This is a genomic window from Brucella sp. BE17 (assembly GCF_039545455.1).
Lineage (GTDB): Bacteria > Pseudomonadota > Alphaproteobacteria > Rhizobiales > Rhizobiaceae > Brucella.
This window is the reverse complement of the sequence record NZ_CP154468.1, coordinates 33,933-54,024: the sequence shown is the minus strand read 5'-3', so window position 1 is coordinate 54,024 and position 20,092 is coordinate 33,933. Positions and strand designations below refer to the sequence as shown.

Sequence of the window (20,092 nt, the reverse complement as noted above, 5' to 3'; positions counted from 1 at the left end):
AACTCCATTCTAGGATTCAGCGGACAGTGCCAAAATTGGGTGTGAATGCGATACGGGTGGTGCGCGCATCGTGCGCAGAACGCAGCCGATAACGGTCTCCGGGATAGATAAAGCGGCTGCGCGTGACCGGGACCCCGTCGCGCCAGGTCGAACGGTCCAGAAGCAGGCAAGGTTGGTTAGCATCGATCTGCAAAAGCTGGCGTATATCCTCTTCAGCGCGAATGGCACGAATGGCATTATCAACGGTTGTGACCACCGTTTCTCGCCGAAACCACGCCTCTGGACCTTGCTCTGAAAAGGTCTGGTCCAGATATCCCGGAGCTTCTGCGGCGTTGACATAACGCTCTTCAAGCTGAATGGGCGTACCGTCTTCCAAATGAAGAAACCGGCTGTAATAAACGTCCGCATCTCCAGACGATTGCAGAAAGTTACGCGCAGGATTGTCCTGCGCAAAGGTTGTATGGAGCAGAACCTGACAACTGTGCGCGCCGCCAGAGCTTGCAATCTCATCGCTGATATTGGGGAGGTCGAAGACGGCGCACTGAATCCGCGGCCCCAACACAAATGTACCCCTCCCCTGCACGCGGATTAACACGCCCGCTGTTTGCAGCTCGCGTAGCGCACGGCGTACGGTCAATTGTGAAGCATCGAACTCTGCGGCCAGATCGCTTTCTGAAGGGATCTGGAAATTTGCCGGCCATTCCTCGGTTTCGACGCGGCGATCGATTTCGTTTTTGATTTTTTTGTAGAGATGCTGCTCAGTATTCACGATATGAACTCATATGACAGGCCAATGTGATAGTGAACTTCACCCATTATGATATCATAATCAAGCACGGATACTCAAATACGCCATAGTTTTTTGTCAGAAAATCCTTTGGGGGCAGCAAAACTCCGCTATTTCGGGACTTTAACCGTCGTTTCGAACCAATTTGAGCAACCTTTCTTTTCCCTATTGACTTTTAAACTGATATCACTTTGCATAGGTAAAGATGTCTTTAATGCATCAAAATGAAAAATTCTGGCCTGTGCAGTGCGCAATCACGCCGTGCTTTCAGCACCAAGGCCTGCCAAGAGGAGCGGCAATGTCGACCCACGACCTGCAGAAACTTGCTATGTATATCAACGGTGAATGGGTAGAGCCGTCATCGGGCCAATATATTGAGACCATCGATCCGTTTACGGCAAAGCCATGGGCTCTGGTGCCTCGTGGCAATGCCGAAGACGCTGACAGAGCGATAAAGGCCGCGCATGATGCCTTTGCCAGCGGACCGTGGAGAAAATTGCATCCGAGTGAACGCGGACGAATTATACAGCGCTTCGCCGACCTCATTGAACAGAATGCCGACGAGCTGGCTGAGATCGAAGTGCGCGACAACGGTCGTCTTCTCGCCGAAATGCGCCATCAAATTCGCTATATTCCACGCTGGTATCACTATTATGCCGGGCTAGCTGACAAGATCGAAGGTGCCGTACATCCTTGCGATAAGAACGCTCTAAGCTTCTCCAGACACGAACCTCTCGGCGTCTGTGTCGGCATCGTGCCGTGGAATGCGCCGCTGTTTCTGTTCTCGCTCAAAGCTGCTCCCGCTCTGGCCGCTGGCTGCACTCTGGTGATGAAACCGGCCGAGTATACGTCAGCGACCGCTATCAAATTGATGGAACTCGTCGAAAAAGCTGGCTTCCCCGCAGGCGTGATCAATGTCGTCACCGGTTATGGACCAGAAGTCGGCGAGCCGTTGGTGACGCATCCCCTCACACGTCACGTTGGTTTTACCGGATCGACACGCACCGGCGCGCATCTCTATGCGCTGGCCGCCAAGGACATCAAGCGGGTCAGTCTGGAACTGGGTGGCAAATCGCCCAATATCATTTTCGACGATGCCAACCTCGACAATGCTGTCCGCGGAGTCGTTGGCGGCATTTTCGGCGCGGTTGGTCAGACCTGTATCGCGGGTTCGCGCCTGTTATTACAGCGCAAAATCCATGATGAGTTTTTGGAAAAACTGACGGCGTTTACCAAAACGGCGCGCATTGGAGATCCAAAGCATCTCGATACCCGCATCGGCCCCATCGCTAATGCCATGCAATATGAAAAAGTGTTGGGCTATATCGATATAGCCCGCCAGGAAGGCGCGGAGCTCATCCTCGGCGGCAAACGCCCTGATCTGGATGAATGTGCTACAGGCTACTTCGTTGAGCCAACCATTTTTGCTGGGGTGAACAATGACATGCGGATTGCCCGTGAAGAGGTCTTTGGACCTGTTCTGGCAGCGATCCCATTCGATGAGCCAGAAGAAGCTATAGCGATTGCAAATGACAGCGAATTCGGTCTGGCCGCAGGTGTTTGGACTTCGGATATGCGTCGCGCCATTCTCATGTCCGAAAGCCTGGAAGCAGGCAGCGTTTGGGTAAACACATACCGTGACGTGTCCTACACCACGCCATTTGGTGGTTATAAAAAGAGCGGAATAGGCCGGGAAAACGGAATAGAAGGTATTCGAGAATTCCTGCAAACCAAGGCCGTGTGGTTGTCCACTGCTGAGGAGATAGCAAATCCGTTCGTGATCGGTTGAGAAAGAACGATATAACCAAGCCTAAAAACAAGCGAGCCATTTGAGGCCGGGTGGCTCGTACACACTCTCGGCCAAAAAGGGGAACTGAAAAATGAGAGTTGTAAAAACAAAGCGCTCTAAAAAGGCAATCGCGCTTACCATCGGGGCCGCGATAAGCCTTCTCATGATCACAGGCAATGTCAATGCCCAAACTGCGGCTGACAGTCTGCCGCAGAAATATCGCGACGCCGGTGTCATTAAGCTGGTTACGGATGCGAAGTATCCACCCTTTCAATCCATGAACGACGCTGGCGAAATGGTCGGTTTTGAAGTCGATCTCTGGAATGCCATCGCAGCCCGTCTCAACGTGAAAATGGATGTGACGTCTGTGGCGTTCGATTCCCTGATCCCCGGGGTCCAATCCGGACGTTGGGATATCGCAATGGAAGGTATTACTGACAATGCAGAACGTCAGAAGGTCGTCAGTTTCGTTGATTACGGCTATACGACATCTTCAGCCTATGTCCTTGAACAAAAAGGCGCTGATATCAATGATCATCTTGGCCTTTGCGGACTGAAAGGTTCCGCACAAAGTGGTACCGAATGGGTAGAGATGATCACAAATGAAATTGGCGAGGCCTGCGTTACGGCGGGCAAGGAAAAACCCACGGTCTCAGAATTCGGCACATCCGAGGCTACTTTGCTGTCCGTTTATTCCGGGCGTAGCGATTTCGTTTTAACATCTGCAGCACTTGCCGGAGAAATTCAAAAGTCGGCACCGCACCCGGTCAAAGTCATTTCGATGACCATTTTACCACGAATGCCAAGTGGCATTGCATTTCGCAAAAATGAAACGGATCTCGGCGAAGCGCTGCTTGCAGCGCTGAAGGAAGTCAGGGCCAGCGGCGATTACGACAAAATCTACGCCGATTGGACTGTCTCGCCAATGGCGATGGAACACGATCCAGGTATAAACTTGGCCATAGTACCTGCTTCAAAATAGCAATCTCGGCCGGTGACACAGCTCACGAGCGGGCTCATCGGCCGCATCAATGCGAATACGATTGAGAGACAGCTACTATGTCGGATGATTCAACTCTCGCCTCCTCGCCTCCCACTGACCGGCCCATGCTGACATACGTTCCGGCCAGCGCCTGGAACACGCGGATAGCTGCAACGCTGCTTATTATCTTCATGCTTTATTGCGTACAGATGATTGCCGCCAATCCTAATTTTGGATGGAATATCGTTGGAGAATATCTATTCGATAGGCGTATTCTATGGGGGCTCTCTCTCACGCTATGGCTGACTGTGGTCACCATGATTATCGGGGTTGTACTGGGCACCATTTTAGCCATCATGGCGATGTCAAATAACATCGTCATTTCGAAAGTAGCCAATGCCTATATCTGGTTCTTTCGTGGAACCCCGGTCCTGGTTCAATTGATCTTCTGGTACAACCTCGGCGCCCTGTTTCCCGACATCTCGATCGGTCTGCCGTTCACATCCTGGTGGATTTCCGTTCCCACCAACTCACTTATATCGCCGGTAACCGCTGCAGTTCTTGGCTTGGGTTTGAACGAAGGCGCCTACATGTCCGAAATCATTCGGAGCGGTTTGATGTCGGTCGATCCAGGTCAAAAACAAGCCGCAAAATCGCTTGGTATGACCAACGGCAAAACTCTGTGGCGCATTATACTACCACAAGCGATGCCCGTTATCGTCCCGCCGACCGGAAATCAGACGATCGGAATGCTGAAAACATCCTCTCTGGTGAGCGTGATATCTTTGGCCGACTTGCTTTACTCGGCCCAAACCATCTATTCCCGCAATTTTCAAACCATTCCTTTGTTGATAGTGGCGTGCATCTGGTATCTGGCGGCAACGACCATCCTAAGTGCCATACAGGTACGCATTGAGCAACATTTCGGTCGCTCTAATCAGCAAACAAATAACACACCAACGCGCCGTCTATTTCGTCAGAAAGCTCGATAGAATGTCCGATCCCATGATTGTTTTTGACCGGGTGTCGAAAAATTACGGCAGCATGACTGTCCTTACTGACATCAACCTTGAAGTCGCCGCTGGTGAGGTGATCAGCCTGATTGGTCCGTCCGGATCGGGAAAGTCAACGCTTCTTCGCTGTGTGAACCATTTGGAACGCATTGAACAGGGCAGCATCACCGTTGACGGCGAACTGATCGGCTACCGACGCGAAGGCAATTTTGCGCATGAACTTCCGGAAAAGTTGATAGCCCGGCAACGTGCCCGCATCGGCATGGTGTTTCAAAACTTCAACCTCTTTGGACATAAAACAGCACTCGAAAACGTCATCGAAGCACCCATTCATGTGCTGGGAATTGCAAAACGCGAAGCCGAGAGACAAGCTATTGAACTATTGGCACGCGTGGGACTCGCCGATAAATTGCAACATTATCCCCGCATGTTGTCTGGTGGGCAGCAGCAGCGCGTTGCCATCGCCCGCGCTTTGGCGATGAAGCCCAAGGTCCTGCTTTTCGATGAACCCACCAGTGCGCTTGATCCTGAACTGGTGGGGGAAGTGCTGGATGTAATGCGTTCGCTAGCTGCTGAGGGACTGACGATGATGGTGGTGACGCATGAAATGTCATTTGCGCGCGATGTCTGTAACAGAATTGCATTTATGCAGGCTGGTAAAATTGTCGAATGTGGTACTCCGTCGGAGATACTAAATAATCCAGCATTCGAGCGAACGCGCTCCTTCTTATCCAAGGTTCACTAGATGATCGTTGCGCGCATGGCCAATTCTTCAGACAAATGGGACCTGATCATTATTGGTGGTGGTATCGTGGGATGTTCAACAGCTCTCTATGCTGCGCGATCAGGATTACGTGTACTTATTGTAGAACGCGACACCCCGGGATCGGCACAGTCGGGCCGTAATCTAGGTTTTGTTCGCCAGCAGGGCCGCGATTTTCGCGAGTTACCGCTCGCAATGGCAGCTTTAAACCTATGGGACGGGCTCGAGCTAGATCTGGGTCGAAAAGTCGGTTGGCTTCGCGGTGGCAACGCAGTGCTCGCCACCAACGACAACGACGCTGAAAACCAGTCCGACTGGCAGTCCAAAGCCAAAGAGTTCGGTCTGGACACAGTGCTGCTGACACAATCGCAAGTGCGTGAAAAACTGCCACTCATCTCAAACAAAGCTGATGTGCACGGAGCGATGTTTACAGCCTCAGATGGCCGGGCCGAACCAGGGCGCGCAACCCGAGCCATTTTTGAAGCGGCAGTCGAATGCGGAATCTCCGTGATCCTTGGGGGGCGTGTTACACAACTGGACCTTCAGGCTGGACATATCAATGGCGTGTGGATTGATCGCAAACTTTATCGTGCGCAACAGGTGCTTTGTGCTGCAGGAACTGAAAGCAGCAAGTTGCTGCGTGCTTGCGGATACAATCTTCCGCAGGAAAGAATACGAGCAACTGTAGCGCGTACGGTCCCAGCTGTGGGCCTCACCCTCAATCCTTGCGTCTCGCTGCCACTCACCGGCATTCGGCAAGATGCGCGCGGAGCATTCATCTTCTCAGTGGCAGGTGGGGAATATGATGTTCGTTTTGATTCCTGGCGATACGTCCGTCACTACAGAGAAACACGCAAAAACAATCCAGATGCTGCGCGCGTAAACTATTTCAGCCCGCTGCAAAAGCTTGGTCCAATACGTTCAGCGGCACCCATAGCTGACATTGCGCCCACAAAAGAGGCGGTTGAGCCTGCATATTATCGTGTGCAACAGGCCCACGACGAGATACGTCGTTACCTACCAGCGATAGAAGAGCTTAAAATTGAAGCGGTCTGGGCCGGTATCATCGACACGCTTCCCGATGTGGTTCCCGTTATGGGCCACGTCGAGAGTGTGAGCGGGCTTTTGGTCGCCACGGGGTTCAGCGGACACGGTTTTGGGCTGGGGCCCATGGTTGGCAAAGTGATGGCAGAACTAGCTCAGGGCCGCCCATCCTCGATTGAAATATCAGGTTTGTCACCGGCACGTTTCTAGCGATTTGGACGCATCCGGAGCAACGCAATTCCTTCACAAACACAACGAATCACAGAGAATTAGGAGACGTAAAAATGGCCCAGAGAATTTTTTCAGGGGCAGCTTCGGAGGCAATTGCCGGATACGCCAAGGCCGTTATCGATGGAACGACGATTTATGTGTCAGGCACCACCGGCCGCGATAAATCGACAGGCACTTTTCCCTCCGATGCAGCGCAACAGGCACGTAATGCTCTCGCGGATATCGACGGCGTTTTGAAGAAAGCCGGAGCAAGCCTCGCCAATGCCGTAGCAAGCCGGGTGTATGTCACCGATCTTGAATCCGCCGACGCCGTGACAGCGGTACTGGGGGAGATATTCAAAGACATTCGGCCAACAAGTACGTTCCTAATCTGCCAGATCCCTGCACGCGGTGCAAAAGTAGAGATTGAGATTACAGCTTCATTCGCAAATTGAATTACAGCGTTCCTAGGCTGTAGCGACGATTTAACTATTTGAGCCATATGGCGATAGCTGCCAGCTTGACGAAGCCCATGAAGTTTGTGAGCAGCTTGTCATATGGTGTCGCGACACGCTTGAACTGTTTGGGTTTGTTGAAGAAGCGCTCGACGTGATTGCGCTCTTGGTAAAGTATTGCGTCGTAGAGACGCTGGACTTTGCGATTGTGTTTCGGCGGGATGACGACTTTAGTTCCTGTATTGGCGATCCTTTCGCACAGATGCTCGGCATCATAGCCCTTGTCGGCAAGGACAGCCTCGACTTGAAAGCCGTCGACAAGATCATGGGCAAAGGCGATGTCATTGCGCTGTCCCGGACTGACAATCAGGCGGATCGAAAGGCCAAGCGCCTCCGTCGCGGCATGGATTTTCGTTGTCAGTCCGCCACGAAACCGACCTAGGCCTTAGGCATCCGCCCCTTTTAACTGGCGCGCGCCAGCGGCATGATGATGTGCCCGCACGATGGTGCTGTCGATCATCAGCCATTCCAGATCGGCTTCTCTGGCAAGTACCGATAGCATCTCGTCGAGTACGCCCATCTCGATCCGGCGGTAATAACGCCGCTTCACCGAACGATAGTCGCCCAGTCGTTCAGGCAAATCACGCCAGCGACCACCTGAACGGGCCATCCACAACAGTGCATCCAGAAACAAACGGTTGTTGGTCCGCGGACCGCGTTTGACCTTCGTGCCACCCGGCACGAAACTCTTGGTCCGTTCCCACTGATCGTCACAAAGCGCATCACAATCCATCACCGAACTCCAAAAGTGAGTGTTGGATCTAATTTGACACGCCTTGGGAACCGTAAACACAATGCCTTTGACACTCGTGTCGAACTGCTGGTCATAGTCCTGCTCGGTGATCTTCCCCAGCGGCGCGTGAACCCCGCCGCCGGCGTTGGCGACCGCACGATCGAGCGCGTCTTGCCGCCGCCCCGTGATGATGACGCGCATGTCCTGCGTCACCATCTTTTGCGCGATTGCAAAACCGATCCCGCTGCTCCCGCCTGTCACCAGCGCGATCTTTTTATCCGATGTGCTCACTCTCTGTACTCCTTGCTTCGATCGGGGCATAATAGCGATCACTACAACCGCTTAGCAAGGCTCCGCTGGAACTTTTTGTAGCGAATGCTATTATCGCGAGAGATTGGAGGAAGAACAGTGCAGGAGCTTAACAGAAAGCGTCGCCCCCGACGGGAGTTCAATCGCGAAGAGGGCGTGGCAAAAGCCCAGGCCCTGTTTCACAGGCATGGGTTCGACGGCGTTGGCGTTGCCGCATTGACCGAGGCGCTCGATATCAACCCGCCGAGCCTTTACGCCGCCTATGGAAGCAAGCTCGGCCTCTTCGAACGCACGCTCCAGCGCTATGTCGCTGAAGAGGCGCTGCCGCTATCGGATATCTTCACCGAGGACAGGTCTCTCGCGCAGGCCATCGCGCAACTCTTTTCTGTGGCTGCCCAACAGTACAGCCGCGACACGTCCTGTCCCGGTTGCCTTGTCACCGAAGGTGCGCGGGCTGCAGATCCCGACGCCCGGGCAGCCGCGCTGTGGATCGGCCAGCACATGATTCGCGCGCTCCGCTCTGCAATCTCTGACCGACTCCCCAATGATGCCGACAGGCTGACGGACTTTGTCGTGACCACGTTGCGCGGCTTCTCGGCTGCGGCATATGCCGGCATCGACCCAGAGAGGCTGGCAGCCGTAGCCCGGTTTTCCGGTGAACTGCTGGCGAAAGAACTTGAGGGTGCCTGATCGATCGCGGACATCACCGCTATCCAGGCTGACGTTAGCGGGCGCGTGACCCCGCCGCGGTTGTTGAAGTTGAAGACCCTGTCGAGGTGTTTGACGCTGGCGACGTCACCGTGAATCGGCGTGAGGTTTCGCTCAATCTCCTTGGTGGCCTGATCGAGCTCGCCTTCGCGGCGGCCGATGTTGAAAACATATGCGGCTTCGGCGACGAGTTCCTTGGCTATGAAAGATCGTGCAAGTCATGGATCATATTAGGCGATGAGCCTTCCCTTGCCCTTTGGGCCCCACACGCGCAGCAAAACGAACCCGACACAGACACGGCTATTGCCGTTCCTATAGGAGTTAAGGTAGTCCTCATGTGTGGAAGGTATGTTGCGGAAGATGGAACGCTGATTTGGATATCGAGGAACTACGCACTTTCGTCGAAGTCGCTGACGCTGGAGGCGTCACAGCAGGTGCGCTGAGGTTGGGCGTTTCCAAATCGATCGTCAGTCGGCGCTTGGCGCGGCTCGAAGCAGAGCTCGGAGTCCAACTGCTCGCGCGATCAACTCGAGGCGCTGCCCTAACGGAAGCAGGTGCGACGTTTCGAGATCATGCGGCCAAAGTCACCGCCGAGATCGACACGGCGAGAGAAACGATTTTACCAGCCGGCGAACTGCGCGGCCGTCTGCGGATTGCCGCTCCGCTCTCCTTCGGTCCGACTCATCTTGCGCCAGTATTTGCGGAGCTGGGGCGGCGCCATCCCCATCTTTACATTCAAACCTGCTACACTGATCGCGTGGTTGATATCATTTCAGAAGGCTACGACTGTGCGATCCGGCTGGGTTATCTTCAAGATTCCAACTTGATCAGCAGGCGCGTGGGACCGATCTATGGCAAGTTGGTCGCTAGTCCGGAATATATCGATGCTCACGGAGCGCCCCAAAGTCCGGACGAAATTCTCGGGCATCAGGCACTGTTACAAGGCACTGAATCTTGGCAATTCATGGACGGGGAGAAGATCATTACCACGCGTCCGCAGGGGAGGTTCAAGGCCGACAACGGCACAGCACTGGTCTCTGCTGCGGTGACGGGCCTTGGTATCGCGATGCTCCCCGAAGGCCTCGTCCAAGATCATATTGCCTCGGGCAAGCTCCGGCCGGTTATGGAGGGCTACCCAGTACGCGAGGCGGGCATGTTTGTCGTGCGGCCACCAGGCCCGCATCCCGCTCGAAAGATGAGAATCCTCGCCGAGATGTTGATCGAATGTTTCGGAAAAAGTCAGGACGTTGCAGGCACTGCGCGGGACTGAGAGTCCTCCGCTCGACTCCTACCTGCTCTTCGCTGAACCAAGACGGTGATTCAAGCGGCCGTTCCGCTTTCTGCGACACAGCTTATCACCCTGCGGCACTACTGCCGCACATTTAGCAATGCTATCCGTTCAGCTTGAAAAGCAACGGGAGTGTTATGTGTGTCAGATTCTCGTCGTCAACAGCAGCGTCTCGGGGGACGCATCGATATCTCGGAACCTAGTTGATCACGATGTTCACCGGCTGTTGGAAGCCGAACCCGACAGTAACATCGTCCACCGTAACCTAAGCTATGGGCCGATTCCCCACTTAACCCCCGCCACAGCCGCCGGTGTCAGGGCGATCGCGAACACTCCGGATGAGCTGGCCACGCAGGCGCTATCGGATGAGCTGATCGAAGAGCTGCGTGTCGCCGACGTGATCGTCTTCGGCGTACCAATGTACAATTGGAGCCTTCCCACGCCGCTCCGCGTCTGGTTCGACCATGTGATACGGCCGAGCGTGACATTCGTCTATGACGAGGATGGCCCAAAGGGCTTGCTCATCGGTAAGCGCGTGATCGCGATCGAAGCCCGCGGCGGCGTCTATACGGAAGGACCAAACAAGTCGATCGACTTTCAAAAGCCTTACCTACGGCAGCTTCTCAGTTTCATCGGCATCACCGAGGTGGTGTTCGCTCATGCCGAGCGGATTGGATATGGTCCGCAGGCGCGAGAAGCGGCCATCACAGCGGCAAAGTCGCAAATCGATGGCATCGTGACACGCTTAGCTTCGCTAGTCGTCGAGGCTGCCCCGATTGAGTTGGCAGCCGATTTCGATGCGATAATGCAAGCCAGTCTGTCGCGGGTTTTTGGCGAACGGGACCCGGCGCGCAGGCTCGAGGCGATCCGTGAGCTTTATGCAGCGGATGCGCTCCTGAACGAGCAGGACCAGTCGGTTGAGGATCATGCGGCCATCTCGCAGGCCGTAACGGACCTGCTCGACCACATGCCCCCGATTTCAGTTTTCGGGCCATTCGACCCGCGCTCGGGCACCACGGTTTTGGCCGTCTTCAGTGGGCTGGAGGACCGCCCGATGGCCCTCCTGCAGTGACAGGCCTCGATGTCGCTCGCATAGAGGGCGGACTCATCCGCACTCTTCATGTTTTCCTCGATTAGCCGGAGGTTTAAATAATGGTATACGACCAGTCGCCGATCAAAATCGGCTATTGCCTGTCTCTGACCGGACCGGTTTCCGGGAACAGCAAATCGGCGAAGCTTGCGCATGAGATCTGGCGCGACGACATCAACCGCCGCGGCGGCCTTCTTGGACGCCCCGTGGAGCTTATCTGCTACGATGACACCGGCGAGGCGGCACAGGTCGCCGCGCTCTACAGACGTCTCATTGACAAGGATAAGGTCGATCTTGTCATTGGCGGTTACGGAACGAACACCAACCTCGCCGCGCTGCCTGAGATCAGTACGCGGCAACGCTTTTTTGTTGCGCTCATGGCGCTCGGCGCAAACAACGAGCTGAGCTACGAAAACTACTTCGCCATGATTCCCACCGGTCCGGAACCCAACGTCGCGCTTACCGAGGGATTCTTCGATATCGCCGCACGCCAGACCCCTACGCCCAAGACAGTCGGAATCCTCTCGGCCGACGCGGTATTTGCGCGCAATCCTGTCCTGGGTGCCCATGAAAACGCCAAGAATTACGGCTTCAACGTTATTTACGAGGCCGCATATCCGCTCGCGACCACCGACTTCACGCCGTTCCTTGACGATGTTGCTACCAGTAAATGCGACCTCCTCTTCCTATGCACCTATCTTCAGGACTCGATCGATCTGATCCGCGCAATCGGTACACATCCGTTCCGTCCGAAGATGGTCGGTGCGAGCATGATTGGTCCACAGAATGGCGACGTGAAAGCTGATCTTGGTCCTCTCCTCAACGGTATTTTGAATTACGAATATTGGGTTCCGGCACCAGCGCTGGCCTTCAAGGGCGTATCCGAGCTTTTGGAAGAGTACCGCCAGCGCACGGCAGGAACGGATATCGATCCGCTAGGTCATTATATGGCGCCGCTCGCCTATGCTCAGTTGCAGGTCGTCGCCGAGGCAATCGAGCGCACCGGAAGCCTCGACGACAGCAAGCTCTCCGATTTCACCCGCAATACGGGGTTCTCGACGGTGATGGGCAGAATCGCCTTCGGGACGCGAGGCGAATGGACCCACCCGCGCGTGGTGCAGGTGCAATTTGAAGGCATCAAGGGACACGACGTCAACCAGTTCCGCAGTGGTGAGCGACAAGTCGTATTGGCCCCGCTGGACCTGGCGTCAGGCACGCTGATTTACCCCTTTGCCGACGCACGATCGACCTAAATCATCGCCGTATCTGACGCAATCGATTTCGTGACGCGGCTCTCATCCGGTCAATAGGCGTTAGCTGACGCCTTCCCACAGCGCGCGAGCGCCGGATTAAGCCAGCTTGCCCTCCCCGCCGCGGCAATGCTCGCCGCGTTGATACCGGGAGCGGAGAGCGTCAGCGCGAACCAAACAGTGCGGCGATCGGCAAATTACGGACAGGCAGAACCTGCTCAAGCGGCGCCAGTCGCCGCCTTGCGATCAATCTTATACGCAGCGCGTAGTGGCCGTCAGGCCGCCGACATCATGACTCGAGCGAAAGCAAGTAGCGCTTCAAGCTAAATTTAGCGTTCCAGTTCCTGCGACACTGTATGACAGTTTCCATCGCTACCGTAGCACCAGACGCGCTGGCAATGTGCATCCGGGCATCGTCAGCGAGGCGGGCCCTCAACATCTTAGCTCCTACCTACTTCCGAAAGGATAACCATGACCCTTCGTAACGGCCTCTCGTCGCTCCTTCGCCCTGAGGACTCCGTCCTCGTCCTGATCGATCATCAGCCCTACCAGCTCACTAACGTGAACAGCCACGATCCTCAGACCGTCGTTAACAATACCACTGGGCTGGCCAAGCTCGCCAAGGGCTTCAACGTGCCAACGATCCTGACCAGCGTGCTCGGCGCGCGCGGCGGGGATATCTTCAAACAGGTCACCGATGTATTCCCGGGTCAGGAAATCTATGACCGAACATTCATCAACACCTGGGAAGACAAGCCGACCGTGGAGGCGGTCAAGGCAACCGGCCGCAAACAGCTTATCATCGCCGGTCTGTGGACCGAGATTTGCGTGGCAATGCCCGCGATCCAGGCGCTCGGCGAAGGCTGGGATGTCACGGTCATCACCGACGCATGCGGTGGCGTATCGACCGAGGCGCATGAGGTGGCGATCCACCGCATGATCGCGGCCGGCGCAAACGTGATGACCTGGGTGGCGCTGGCGGGCGAGTGGCAGCGGGACTGGGCGCGCATGGAGACAGCCGACGTCCTAATGGACATCTTTAAGGATCACTGCGCCGGCAGCGGCATCGCGTACCTCTGGGAGCAGCAGCTTCTCAACATGCCGGTATCGGCGGAAAGCTGATCCAAAGCGGACGACGGGAACACCGTGCGAACTCCGGCGAGCGGATCTCGTCATGATCCCGACGTCCCACTCCAACAGACTAAGGAGCAATATAATGTCGATTGATAGATATCCCGTCGGACAGGAAATGGACGTCACCTATCCGAACTTCAAAGCCAGCTTGACACTTCGTTCGCTTACCGAAATGTCGTTTGTGATCGCAGAGGGACCGTTCGCGCATAGCGAAACGGTTGCGATCGAGGTGTTTCCGCTCGGCAACAGCATCTTCGCCGTGAGCTGGAAGGAGGAAAGCGGAGCGACCGTCACCAACGTACAGAACTATGATCGCGGCATCGTGCACTCGTTCGTAACCCTCGCCGATGGCGAACTCCTTCGAATGACCGGCCAGATCGTCGTGACCAATCCCGCCGCCGACCTGTCCGACGCACGACCAGAGCGCAACAAGGCGCTAGTGCTGGAGGCGATGACCGCGCTGTTTCAGCGTCGCGACGCCGCAGCCGTTGAGAGGTTCTATGCACCCGACTATGTGCAGCATAATCCAAACATACCGCAGGGTCGTGACGCCCTGAAGTCGCTCGTCGGCGGCCTATCGTTGGACGTCTACTACGAGCCCGGCCTCGTCGTTGCCGAAGGCGACTTTGTCGCGATACATGGTCGCATCCGAGGGTGGGCGGAGGCGCCGCAGGTCGTTGTCGATCTTTTCCGGGTCAAGAACGGCCAACTCGCCGAGCATTGGGATGTGCTCCAAGATGAAGTGTCGGTGACGGATGCGCTCGGCGGCACTCCGATGTTCGACCCCGAAGAGCGCGCGCAGCAGGCGTCGCTCGAAATCGCCTGATGCCGGTAGGCTTGCCGGTACGGCACTGGTCGATCAGCCGGCAAGCCTGCGCGACCTGCGAACGGCGTCAGCATTGCCGAGCATGCCCTTTCGGAGAAGGATAGATGCCATGCCTTCGCCTTATCCATCAGCGCCTGTCTTCCCATATGCTGCAACTAGCAAACAAGAAGAACCTGCCGAGGTGTACGCTATAGCCCGAAAATACCGCACGGAATTCCGAAGGGGCTTCCAGTATCAGCATCTATCATGCTCAATCTCCTCAGCAATGCAGGAGATTGAGCATGGCAAAGTTCGAAACTACGCAAATTCGGAGAACAATCCGGTGGCAGCAGTTGCGCGAAATGGTGCCGATGGCTGACAGCACTATCTATGAAATGGAGCAGCGTGACGAGTTTCCCCCGCCGGTTTGCGCTCTCTCTACGTTGTATCGTTTGAGACCTGGCCGATTGTCATTCGGCGTGGAATAAGGCCCCCTTGATAGGGGTATCTACATCCAGACGTGCCCCCTTATTAGCGGGTAACATGACCTTCGGTTTTCAATCGGAGGTTATCTATTTGGATGTTTGTAGTGGATACGATTTCAAGGATACGTCGGCTTGCGCGGGTGCAAGGTAAATCGATCAAAGCGATCTGCCGTGAGTTGGCATATCGGGGAAAGTTGTGCGGAAGGTTCTGGGCAGTGAAGAGACGGAGTTTAAATACGAGCGGTCCCGTCAATCTCAACCAAAGCTCGGTCCCTGGCCGGATCATCTCGATGGAATGCTGCTGACCAATGAAGCCAAGCCGTCGCGTTAACGGTTGACGCTGATCCGGATATTCGAGGATTTGCGCGATCTGGGCTACGATGGTGGTTACGACACGGTCCGGCGCTCCGCCCTCACCTGGGCGAAGCAGCGCGGATCCGTCACAGCGGAAGCCTACCCACCCCTCTACTCGCACCGGGCGAAGCCTACCAGTTCGACTGGAGCCACGAGATTGTCGTGCTGAACGGTGTGACGACAAAGGTGAAAGTTGCGCATGTTCGGCTCTACCACAGCCCGATGATGTATGTCAGAGCCTACCCGCGCGAGACACAGGAAATGGTTTTTGATGCACATGATCGGGCTTTTGCCTTCTTCGGCGGGGCGTGCACACGCGGTATCTACGACAATATGAAGACTACGGTGGAAACGGTCTTTGTCGGCAAGGAACGACGATACAACCGTCGCTTTCAGCAGATGTGCAGCCATTACCTGGCCGAGCCTGTGGCTTGCACGCCTGCGTCCGGCTGGGAGAAAGGCCAGGTCGAGAACCAGGTTAATCTGGTGCGGGAGCGCTTCGTCACGCCGCGCCTGCGCTTTAAATCCTACGATGAGCTAAACGGCTGGCTGCTGGACAAATGCATCAGCTACGCGCGCGTTCATAAGCATGTCGATCAGAAGGAGCGCACGATCTGGGATGTGTTCGAAACGGAGAAGCCCCCTCTGGTCGGATATCCCGTCAAGTTCGATGGATTCCACGCTATACAGGCCTCTACCGACAAGATCTGCCTCGTGCGTTTCGACAATAACAAATATTCGGTAATGTCGAGCGCGGTCGGTCGTCCTGCCGAGATTCATGCCTATGCCGATCGCATTGTCATCCGGCAAAATGGGATCTAGATCGGGCGGCATGAACGCCGCTTTGGCCGTGGCGAGACGATCTATAATCCATGGCATTATGTTCCGGTCCTGGCACGCAAGCCGGGGGCGCTAGGGTCAGGACTCGTTAAATCCAAGCCAGAAGATCACGGCTGCAGCGAAGCATATGCTTGAGAAGAATGCGTGGGCGCATGGGTCGTATCGTGTATGAATTCTCCTCCAGTCCTTAAGCTTGCCGAACATGTTTTCGATTTTGTGGCGCTTTTTATAGAGCACCGGGTCATACGGGATGGCGAGTTTGCGGTTTGCCCGAGATGGAATGCACGCGGTAATCTTACGGGCTGCCAAGGCGTCTCGAAACCAGTCGGCGTCATACCCCTTGTCAGCCAACAAGGATTTGGCCTTGGGAAACGCGGGAAGCATCTTTGCCGCTCCTTTATAATCGCTCATCTGCCCTTCGCTCAGAAGCAGGATGAGTGGTCGACCGTGATCATCGCAGACGGCATGCAGCTTAGAGTTCAGCCCGCCTTTGGTCCGCCCAATACGTCTGGGAACATCCCCTTTTTTAGCAGACTGGCTGCGGTACGGTGGGCTTTCAAGTGGGTGGCGTCGATCATCAGTTGTTCGAGCTTACCGCGTTTGGCGGTCAGTTCGGCAAGAATGCGGTTGAACACGCCCAGCCTACTCCACCGGATGAAACGGTTATAGATCGTCTTGTGTGGACCGTATTCTCTCGGTGCGTCACGCCAACGCAGCCCATTGCGCAAAACAAAGATGATGCCACTCAAAATTAGACGGTCATCAACGCGCGGAATGCCGTGCGACAGCGGAAAATACGGTTCGATGCCGCGCATCTGCACCTCTGAAAACAACAGTAACTCACTCATCGCGGAACTCCTTTCGATCCAAATGAATCAAAGCCTCCGCAGAGGTGCAAGTTATTTAATAGGTCCTGACCCTAAGGGATGGAGCGCCATTCCATGACTGGGTTTTACCAGCTTCCATGGAAAATGTGCGCCGCAAGCTCAAGGCCATGCATGACGAGGACAGGCAGATGGTGTCGATCCTCGAATGTGTCGGCATTGACGGTCTTCCTGCAGTCGAGGTGGCCTGCCAGGAGGCGCTTGATTAGGGCGTATTCTCCGCAATCAACATTCTGGCTCTCAAGCGTGACCCACAGCCAACCGCCATCCTTTCCATCCCCGATGCGCTTCGCCTTTCCCATGAGCCTCTAGCCGATTGTGCGCGTACGACAGCCTCAGAAGGTCAAGCTGATATGGAACGATCCCAAATCTTCGACATGATGAGGACGCTGAAGCATTACGGCATGCGCAGCGCTTATGACGAGATCATTGAAACTGGAAATGAATCGTGGTGCTTCAAAAATCGAACTCAAAGCTAAGGCCGAAGAACGATAACGATCCGCACGCGCAGCCCCTGCGCTAAATTGAGAGCTCCAGGGCCCCGTGCGCTAACCGTTGCAACTAAAAGGAGGGGGTACTTTTGGGACGCCGATAAAGGGGCCCGTTTGGATGCTGATTGACATGCATCTTTGCAATGTCGGGCCAGTTGGTGTCTTGTGAGATTTGACGTTGGGTATCATGAAAATCTTGGGCGGTGTCATACCAAGGTTTTCAAAACCCGATGCGTCTTATCTGAAATCACGGAGACCGACACCATGCTTAAACATATCGCTATTGTGCTTGCCATCGTTAGCGTGCAAAGCCCCGTCTTTGCGCAAGATATATTCGTGCCGCCCGTCACGACGGCCAGTCCCGGTTACCTCTTTCCCAATGATCAGTATCAGCGTGACCGCGAAAATGCAGGCAGCTCAAGGACCCCGAAGGCAGCGCCCGCCCAAGTCGAACTGGACGATGCAGCCAAGGCCAGGGTGCGTGCTGCGATACAGGCTCTGGTCCCAGAGTATAACAGGCGCGCCCGCCGGGATGGCAAGGAAAGCGCTAATCGCTGGATTGGTCAAAAGGCTTTCGCGTTAGGTCAGGAAGAAGCTAAGTTGATGAAGAAGCGTCGGGGCATCGACTAACTATGTCGGCGATGCTTTCTGGGATGCTTGGTTTTCTTAGCTGGAACTTCTACGTGACGGCAATCGTCGTCTGTGCCCTGTTTCGCCTCGTTTACTGGACGACGCAGCGTCACAATAAAAAGCGGTTGGCGAGCCTGTTTGTCCTTACAGCCTTCGCCACGTCTGGTGTTGCAGCGGTCGCGCTGCCCCATATCAACGCCGCCTATCTGCGAACCGCAGGAGTGCATCGAACGGCCGTTATAGAGCGCGTCACGCCTTTTCACGTTTTCAACCTCGGTCGCGCTACGCAACTGGGCGAAAATATAAGGTATGATCTGCGCGTCGAAGAGAACGACGGCAGCTCGTGGAAAAGCTATGTGCAGCGTAATGTCGGGCTGCTGGGGCCATATCTTCTGAATGGTGCGAGAGCGGTCCCGGGCGATCGAGTCATGCTCGCTTATGTCGAGGGCAACAAAGCCAATGTGACCTTGGTGCACGAGACCTCCGATGCAGTGTGGCAAGCCGCAGCCCGCAATATCGAGACACAGTGGTCGATTATGCCGCCCGAGGACAATTGGGTCAGTCATAAGATGCACAGGGACCAAATTGATGCGTTTCTGGAAGAATATGAGGCGAGGGCCGATGCCGAAACCGTCACGCGGTTTCTCGCGATGCGAGAGCAACTGACCTTGCTGCCCCCGGACGGACAGTCTGGAACCCCGAATTGGCCATGAAAGAAACCATCACATGATCATGTATTTTCTGCCTCTCAAACGCCGGCTTGTGGCCTTCGTATTTCCGCTCTTGATCATCCTCCTGGCGGTAGTCACGACGCCGACATTTGTTCAGGCAGGGCTGCCGTGGTGGCCATTGTTCATTTTCGCTCTGCCAGGCCTTTTGGCACTCGTCATCTGTGTTGAATACTGGAATGTTGCGATTGGATTCAGCGATACGCATGTCCAGTTCCAATCCGTGGGCTATCAGGTCGAGGCGCCCTGGAGCAAAGTCTCCGAGCGGTCGAACAAGGGCCGGATTGTGCTCCTTATCAGCGAATGTGAGCCTCACTATGCCCCATGGCTGGGACTCATGCAGCGCGCGCTCAGCATTTTGATGCCGGGACGTGCCCGCTATGCCCATGGAATGATGGCTACTATCCCTCTCTTTAGCTTCTCGACGGCGCCCAATGATGCGGTGATGAATACTTATCGTCGGCTTGTCCCAAGGTCGGGGCCGTCCGCTTCGTCTGATATGCAGATGAAGAGTTCCAACAACCCTTGGAGATGATGATGATCGGACACCTCCACCTTCGTGTCGCGCAGATTGTGATGGTGGGCAGCACCCTGCTCATTTCAGGCTTAGGGCTGGCACAGGACGACACGACGCGCGTGTTGAGCACAAAATTGCGCGCCGTGGAGGTCGTCGTTGGCAACGGCGAAAACCTCAAATCGACCGTGACCTAGTGGAGGCGGATTTCTTCGAAGCGCTCGACGCACGGCTTTCCGAAACGACACGCGAGGCCGCTGTGGCCCACGCGACGTCGGCTCTCGGCAGAGGTGTTCTAGAATGGGTCGCCAGTACGTCTTTTACCTCGGACAACCGGGGCAATCTGGACGCGGCTAAGGCGATCAGCGGAACTACCTCGCTGTCTTCATTTGCCGCAGCGTCGGGAGACTCGGCGACAGAAATTCCGACATCATTGGCATTGCGCAGCAGATAGCGGATGGGGCCTCGATATCGATGATGGCGTTCTTGTTCAGCGCGGTGCGTAAACTGCCACAGGCGGCTTCATATTTCGCGACGTCTTCATAGACCGCGGCCTCCGTACGTACCCGGTTGTCTTCAATATCCGCCTCAAGATCAGGCAAAGTCGCAAATGCCACGTTCAAAAATCGACGGTATCCGGGCAAACCGACCCGGTGATCCCAACCCGCCAGAGCATCTCGCCGGGACTGTCGGCTTTTCGGGTGGCGCGCGTCACAGGCCGACTTGTTGCCTTCCGTCACGATTGT

The 20,092-nt window shown here is 55.4% G+C and carries 19 protein-coding genes and 5 pseudogenes; 19 read left to right on the top strand and 5 right to left on the bottom strand.

What is annotated here, in order from left to right:
* Positions 1-16: 16 nt before the first annotated feature.
* Positions 17-772 (bottom strand): UTRA domain-containing protein, encoded by a 756-nt coding sequence (locus AAIB41_RS11695; RefSeq protein ID WP_343316130.1) that lies wholly within the window; start codon positions 770-772, stop codon positions 17-19.
* 313 nt (positions 773-1,085) lie between these two features.
* Here AAIB41_RS11695 and AAIB41_RS11690 point away from each other — a divergent pair, with 313 nt between their 5' ends.
* The 6 genes from AAIB41_RS11690 (at position 1,086) to AAIB41_RS11665 (ending at position 7,043) form a co-directional block, all read left to right on the top strand.
* Entirely contained in the window at positions 1,086-2,576 is a 1,491-nt protein-coding gene (locus AAIB41_RS11690; RefSeq protein WP_343315463.1) for an aldehyde dehydrogenase, read from the top strand.
* A 91-nt stretch (positions 2,577-2,667) separates the two neighbouring features.
* Positions 2,668-3,558: an ABC transporter substrate-binding protein gene (locus tag AAIB41_RS11685; protein ID WP_343315462.1), complete on the top strand. Its 891-nt coding sequence runs from the start codon at positions 2,668-2,670 to the stop codon at positions 3,556-3,558.
* A gap of 125 nt (positions 3,559-3,683) precedes the next feature.
* Positions 3,684-4,550 carry an amino acid ABC transporter permease gene (locus AAIB41_RS11680; RefSeq protein WP_343315461.1) on the top strand — a complete coding sequence of 289 codons (867 nt, stop codon included), beginning with the start codon at positions 3,684-3,686 and terminating at the stop codon, positions 4,548-4,550.
* A 1-nt stretch (position 4,551) separates the two neighbouring features.
* A complete protein-coding gene (locus tag AAIB41_RS11675) occupies positions 4,552-5,316 on the top strand; it encodes an amino acid ABC transporter ATP-binding protein (protein ID WP_343315460.1) in 765 nt (254 codons plus the stop codon).
* Positions 5,317-6,588: an FAD-binding oxidoreductase gene (locus tag AAIB41_RS11670; RefSeq protein ID WP_343315459.1), complete on the top strand. Its 1,272-nt coding sequence runs from the start codon at positions 5,317-5,319 to the stop codon at positions 6,586-6,588. It abuts the gene before it with no gap.
* Between the two features lie 74 nt (positions 6,589-6,662).
* On the top strand, positions 6,663-7,043 hold the full coding sequence (locus tag AAIB41_RS11665; protein ID WP_343315458.1) for a Rid family hydrolase: 381 nt from the start codon (positions 6,663-6,665) through the stop codon (positions 7,041-7,043).
* A gap of 34 nt (positions 7,044-7,077) precedes the next feature.
* Here the strand turns inward: AAIB41_RS11665 and AAIB41_RS11660 are convergent.
* Positions 7,078-7,836, bottom strand: a pseudogene (locus tag AAIB41_RS11660) (IS5 family transposase).
* Positions 7,837-7,998: 162 nt separating this feature from the next.
* Positions 7,999-8,157, bottom strand: a pseudogene (locus tag AAIB41_RS11655) (SDR family NAD(P)-dependent oxidoreductase); the annotation flags it as partial.
* Positions 8,158-8,211: 54 nt separating this feature from the next.
* Here AAIB41_RS11655 and AAIB41_RS11650 point away from each other — a divergent pair.
* From AAIB41_RS11650 to istA, 8 genes and pseudogenes are all read left to right on the top strand, one after another.
* Positions 8,212-8,835, top strand: coding sequence for a TetR/AcrR family transcriptional regulator (locus tag AAIB41_RS11650; protein WP_343315457.1), 624 nt, complete (start codon positions 8,212-8,214; stop codon positions 8,833-8,835).
* Between the two features lie 391 nt (positions 8,836-9,226).
* The gene (locus AAIB41_RS11645; RefSeq protein ID WP_343315456.1) at positions 9,227-10,123 is read left to right on the top strand and encodes a LysR family transcriptional regulator; all 897 of its coding nucleotides are present in this window, start codon (positions 9,227-9,229) and stop codon (positions 10,121-10,123) included.
* Between the two features lie 157 nt (positions 10,124-10,280).
* Complete coding sequence (locus AAIB41_RS11640; RefSeq protein WP_343315455.1) at positions 10,281-11,213, top strand: NAD(P)H-dependent oxidoreductase; 933 nt, start codon at positions 10,281-10,283, stop codon at positions 11,211-11,213.
* An 80-nt stretch (positions 11,214-11,293) separates the two neighbouring features.
* Positions 11,294-12,484, top strand: coding sequence for an amino acid ABC transporter substrate-binding protein (locus AAIB41_RS11635; protein WP_343315454.1), 1,191 nt, complete (start codon positions 11,294-11,296; stop codon positions 12,482-12,484).
* A 468-nt stretch (positions 12,485-12,952) separates the two neighbouring features.
* Complete coding sequence (locus tag AAIB41_RS11630) at positions 12,953-13,603, top strand: hydrolase (RefSeq protein WP_343315453.1); 651 nt, start codon at positions 12,953-12,955, stop codon at positions 13,601-13,603.
* A 94-nt stretch (positions 13,604-13,697) separates the two neighbouring features.
* Positions 13,698-14,441 (top strand): nuclear transport factor 2 family protein, encoded by a 744-nt coding sequence (locus AAIB41_RS11625; RefSeq protein ID WP_343315452.1) that lies wholly within the window; start codon positions 13,698-13,700, stop codon positions 14,439-14,441.
* A 281-nt stretch (positions 14,442-14,722) separates the two neighbouring features.
* Positions 14,723-14,873: pseudogene (locus tag AAIB41_RS11620) on the top strand (AlpA family phage regulatory protein); the annotation flags it as partial.
* A gap of 127 nt (positions 14,874-15,000) precedes the next feature.
* Positions 15,001-16,183 (top strand): annotated as a pseudogene (gene istA / locus AAIB41_RS11615) (IS21 family transposase); the annotation flags it as partial.
* On the opposite strand, the gene AAIB41_RS11610 reads toward istA, so the two are convergent.
* A protein-coding gene (locus tag AAIB41_RS11610; RefSeq protein ID WP_343314169.1) for an IS5 family transposase occupies positions 16,178-16,947 on the bottom strand; the annotation gives its coding sequence in 2 pieces (ribosomal slippage) (positions 16,178-16,614 and positions 16,614-16,947; 771 coding nt in all). The pseudogene istA and the gene AAIB41_RS11610 overlap by 6 nt on opposite strands.
* A gap of 71 nt (positions 16,948-17,018) precedes the next feature.
* Here AAIB41_RS11610 and AAIB41_RS11605 point away from each other — a divergent pair.
* From AAIB41_RS11605 to AAIB41_RS11585, 5 genes and pseudogenes are all read left to right on the top strand, one after another.
* A pseudogene (locus tag AAIB41_RS11605) lies at positions 17,019-17,335 on the top strand (IS21 family transposase); the annotation flags it as partial.
* Between the two features lie 403 nt (positions 17,336-17,738).
* On the top strand, positions 17,739-18,104 hold the full coding sequence (locus AAIB41_RS11600) for a hypothetical protein (RefSeq protein ID WP_343315451.1): 366 nt from the start codon (positions 17,739-17,741) through the stop codon (positions 18,102-18,104).
* 23 nt (positions 18,105-18,127) lie between these two features.
* Positions 18,128-18,817, top strand: a complete 690-nt coding sequence (locus tag AAIB41_RS11595) for a hypothetical protein (RefSeq protein ID WP_343315450.1) — start codon at positions 18,128-18,130, stop codon at positions 18,815-18,817.
* A 13-nt stretch (positions 18,818-18,830) separates the two neighbouring features.
* Positions 18,831-19,367 carry a hypothetical protein gene (locus tag AAIB41_RS11590; protein WP_343315449.1) on the top strand — a complete coding sequence of 179 codons (537 nt, stop codon included), beginning with the start codon at positions 18,831-18,833 and terminating at the stop codon, positions 19,365-19,367.
* A gap of 2 nt (positions 19,368-19,369) precedes the next feature.
* Positions 19,370-19,543 (top strand): hypothetical protein, encoded by a 174-nt coding sequence (locus tag AAIB41_RS11585; RefSeq protein WP_343315448.1) that lies wholly within the window; start codon positions 19,370-19,372, stop codon positions 19,541-19,543.
* A 174-nt stretch (positions 19,544-19,717) separates the two neighbouring features.
* Here AAIB41_RS11585 and AAIB41_RS11580 read toward each other — a convergent pair whose 3' ends face one another.
* The gene (locus AAIB41_RS11580; protein ID WP_343315447.1) at positions 19,718-20,086 is read right to left on the bottom strand and encodes a hypothetical protein; all 369 of its coding nucleotides are present in this window, start codon (positions 20,084-20,086) and stop codon (positions 19,718-19,720) included.
* Between the last annotated feature and the right edge of the window lie 6 nt (positions 20,087-20,092).

Bases quoted from the DNA above. Each gene is read 5' to 3' on its own strand.
- AAIB41_RS11595 (WP_343315450.1), top strand. From the start codon at position 18,128: ATGCTTGGTTTTCTTAGCTGGAACTTCTACGTGACGGCAATCGTCGTC.
- AAIB41_RS11585 (WP_343315448.1), top strand. From the start codon at position 19,370: ATGATCGGACACCTCCACCTTCGTGTCGCGCAGATTGTGATGGTGGGC.
- AAIB41_RS11630 (WP_343315453.1), top strand. From the start codon at position 12,953: ATGACCCTTCGTAACGGCCTCTCGTCGCTCCTTCGCCCTGAGGACTCC.
- AAIB41_RS11675 (WP_343315460.1), top strand. From the start codon at position 4,552: ATGTCCGATCCCATGATTGTTTTTGACCGGGTGTCGAAAAATTACGGC.
- AAIB41_RS11590 (WP_343315449.1), top strand. From the start codon at position 18,831: ATGATCATGTATTTTCTGCCTCTCAAACGCCGGCTTGTGGCCTTCGTA.
- AAIB41_RS11685 (WP_343315462.1), top strand. From the start codon at position 2,668: ATGAGAGTTGTAAAAACAAAGCGCTCTAAAAAGGCAATCGCGCTTACC.
- AAIB41_RS11665 (WP_343315458.1), top strand. From the start codon at position 6,663: ATGGCCCAGAGAATTTTTTCAGGGGCAGCTTCGGAGGCAATTGCCGGA.
- AAIB41_RS11635 (WP_343315454.1), top strand. From the start codon at position 11,294: ATGGTATACGACCAGTCGCCGATCAAAATCGGCTATTGCCTGTCTCTG.
- AAIB41_RS11625 (WP_343315452.1), top strand. From the start codon at position 13,698: ATGTCGATTGATAGATATCCCGTCGGACAGGAAATGGACGTCACCTAT.
- AAIB41_RS11670 (WP_343315459.1), top strand. From the start codon at position 5,317: ATGATCGTTGCGCGCATGGCCAATTCTTCAGACAAATGGGACCTGATC.
- AAIB41_RS11650 (WP_343315457.1), top strand. From the start codon at position 8,212: ATGCTATTATCGCGAGAGATTGGAGGAAGAACAGTGCAGGAGCTTAAC.
- AAIB41_RS11600 (WP_343315451.1), top strand. From the start codon at position 17,739: ATGCTTAAACATATCGCTATTGTGCTTGCCATCGTTAGCGTGCAAAGC.
- AAIB41_RS11680 (WP_343315461.1), top strand. From the start codon at position 3,684: ATGCTGACATACGTTCCGGCCAGCGCCTGGAACACGCGGATAGCTGCA.
- AAIB41_RS11690 (WP_343315463.1), top strand. From the start codon at position 1,086: ATGTCGACCCACGACCTGCAGAAACTTGCTATGTATATCAACGGTGAA.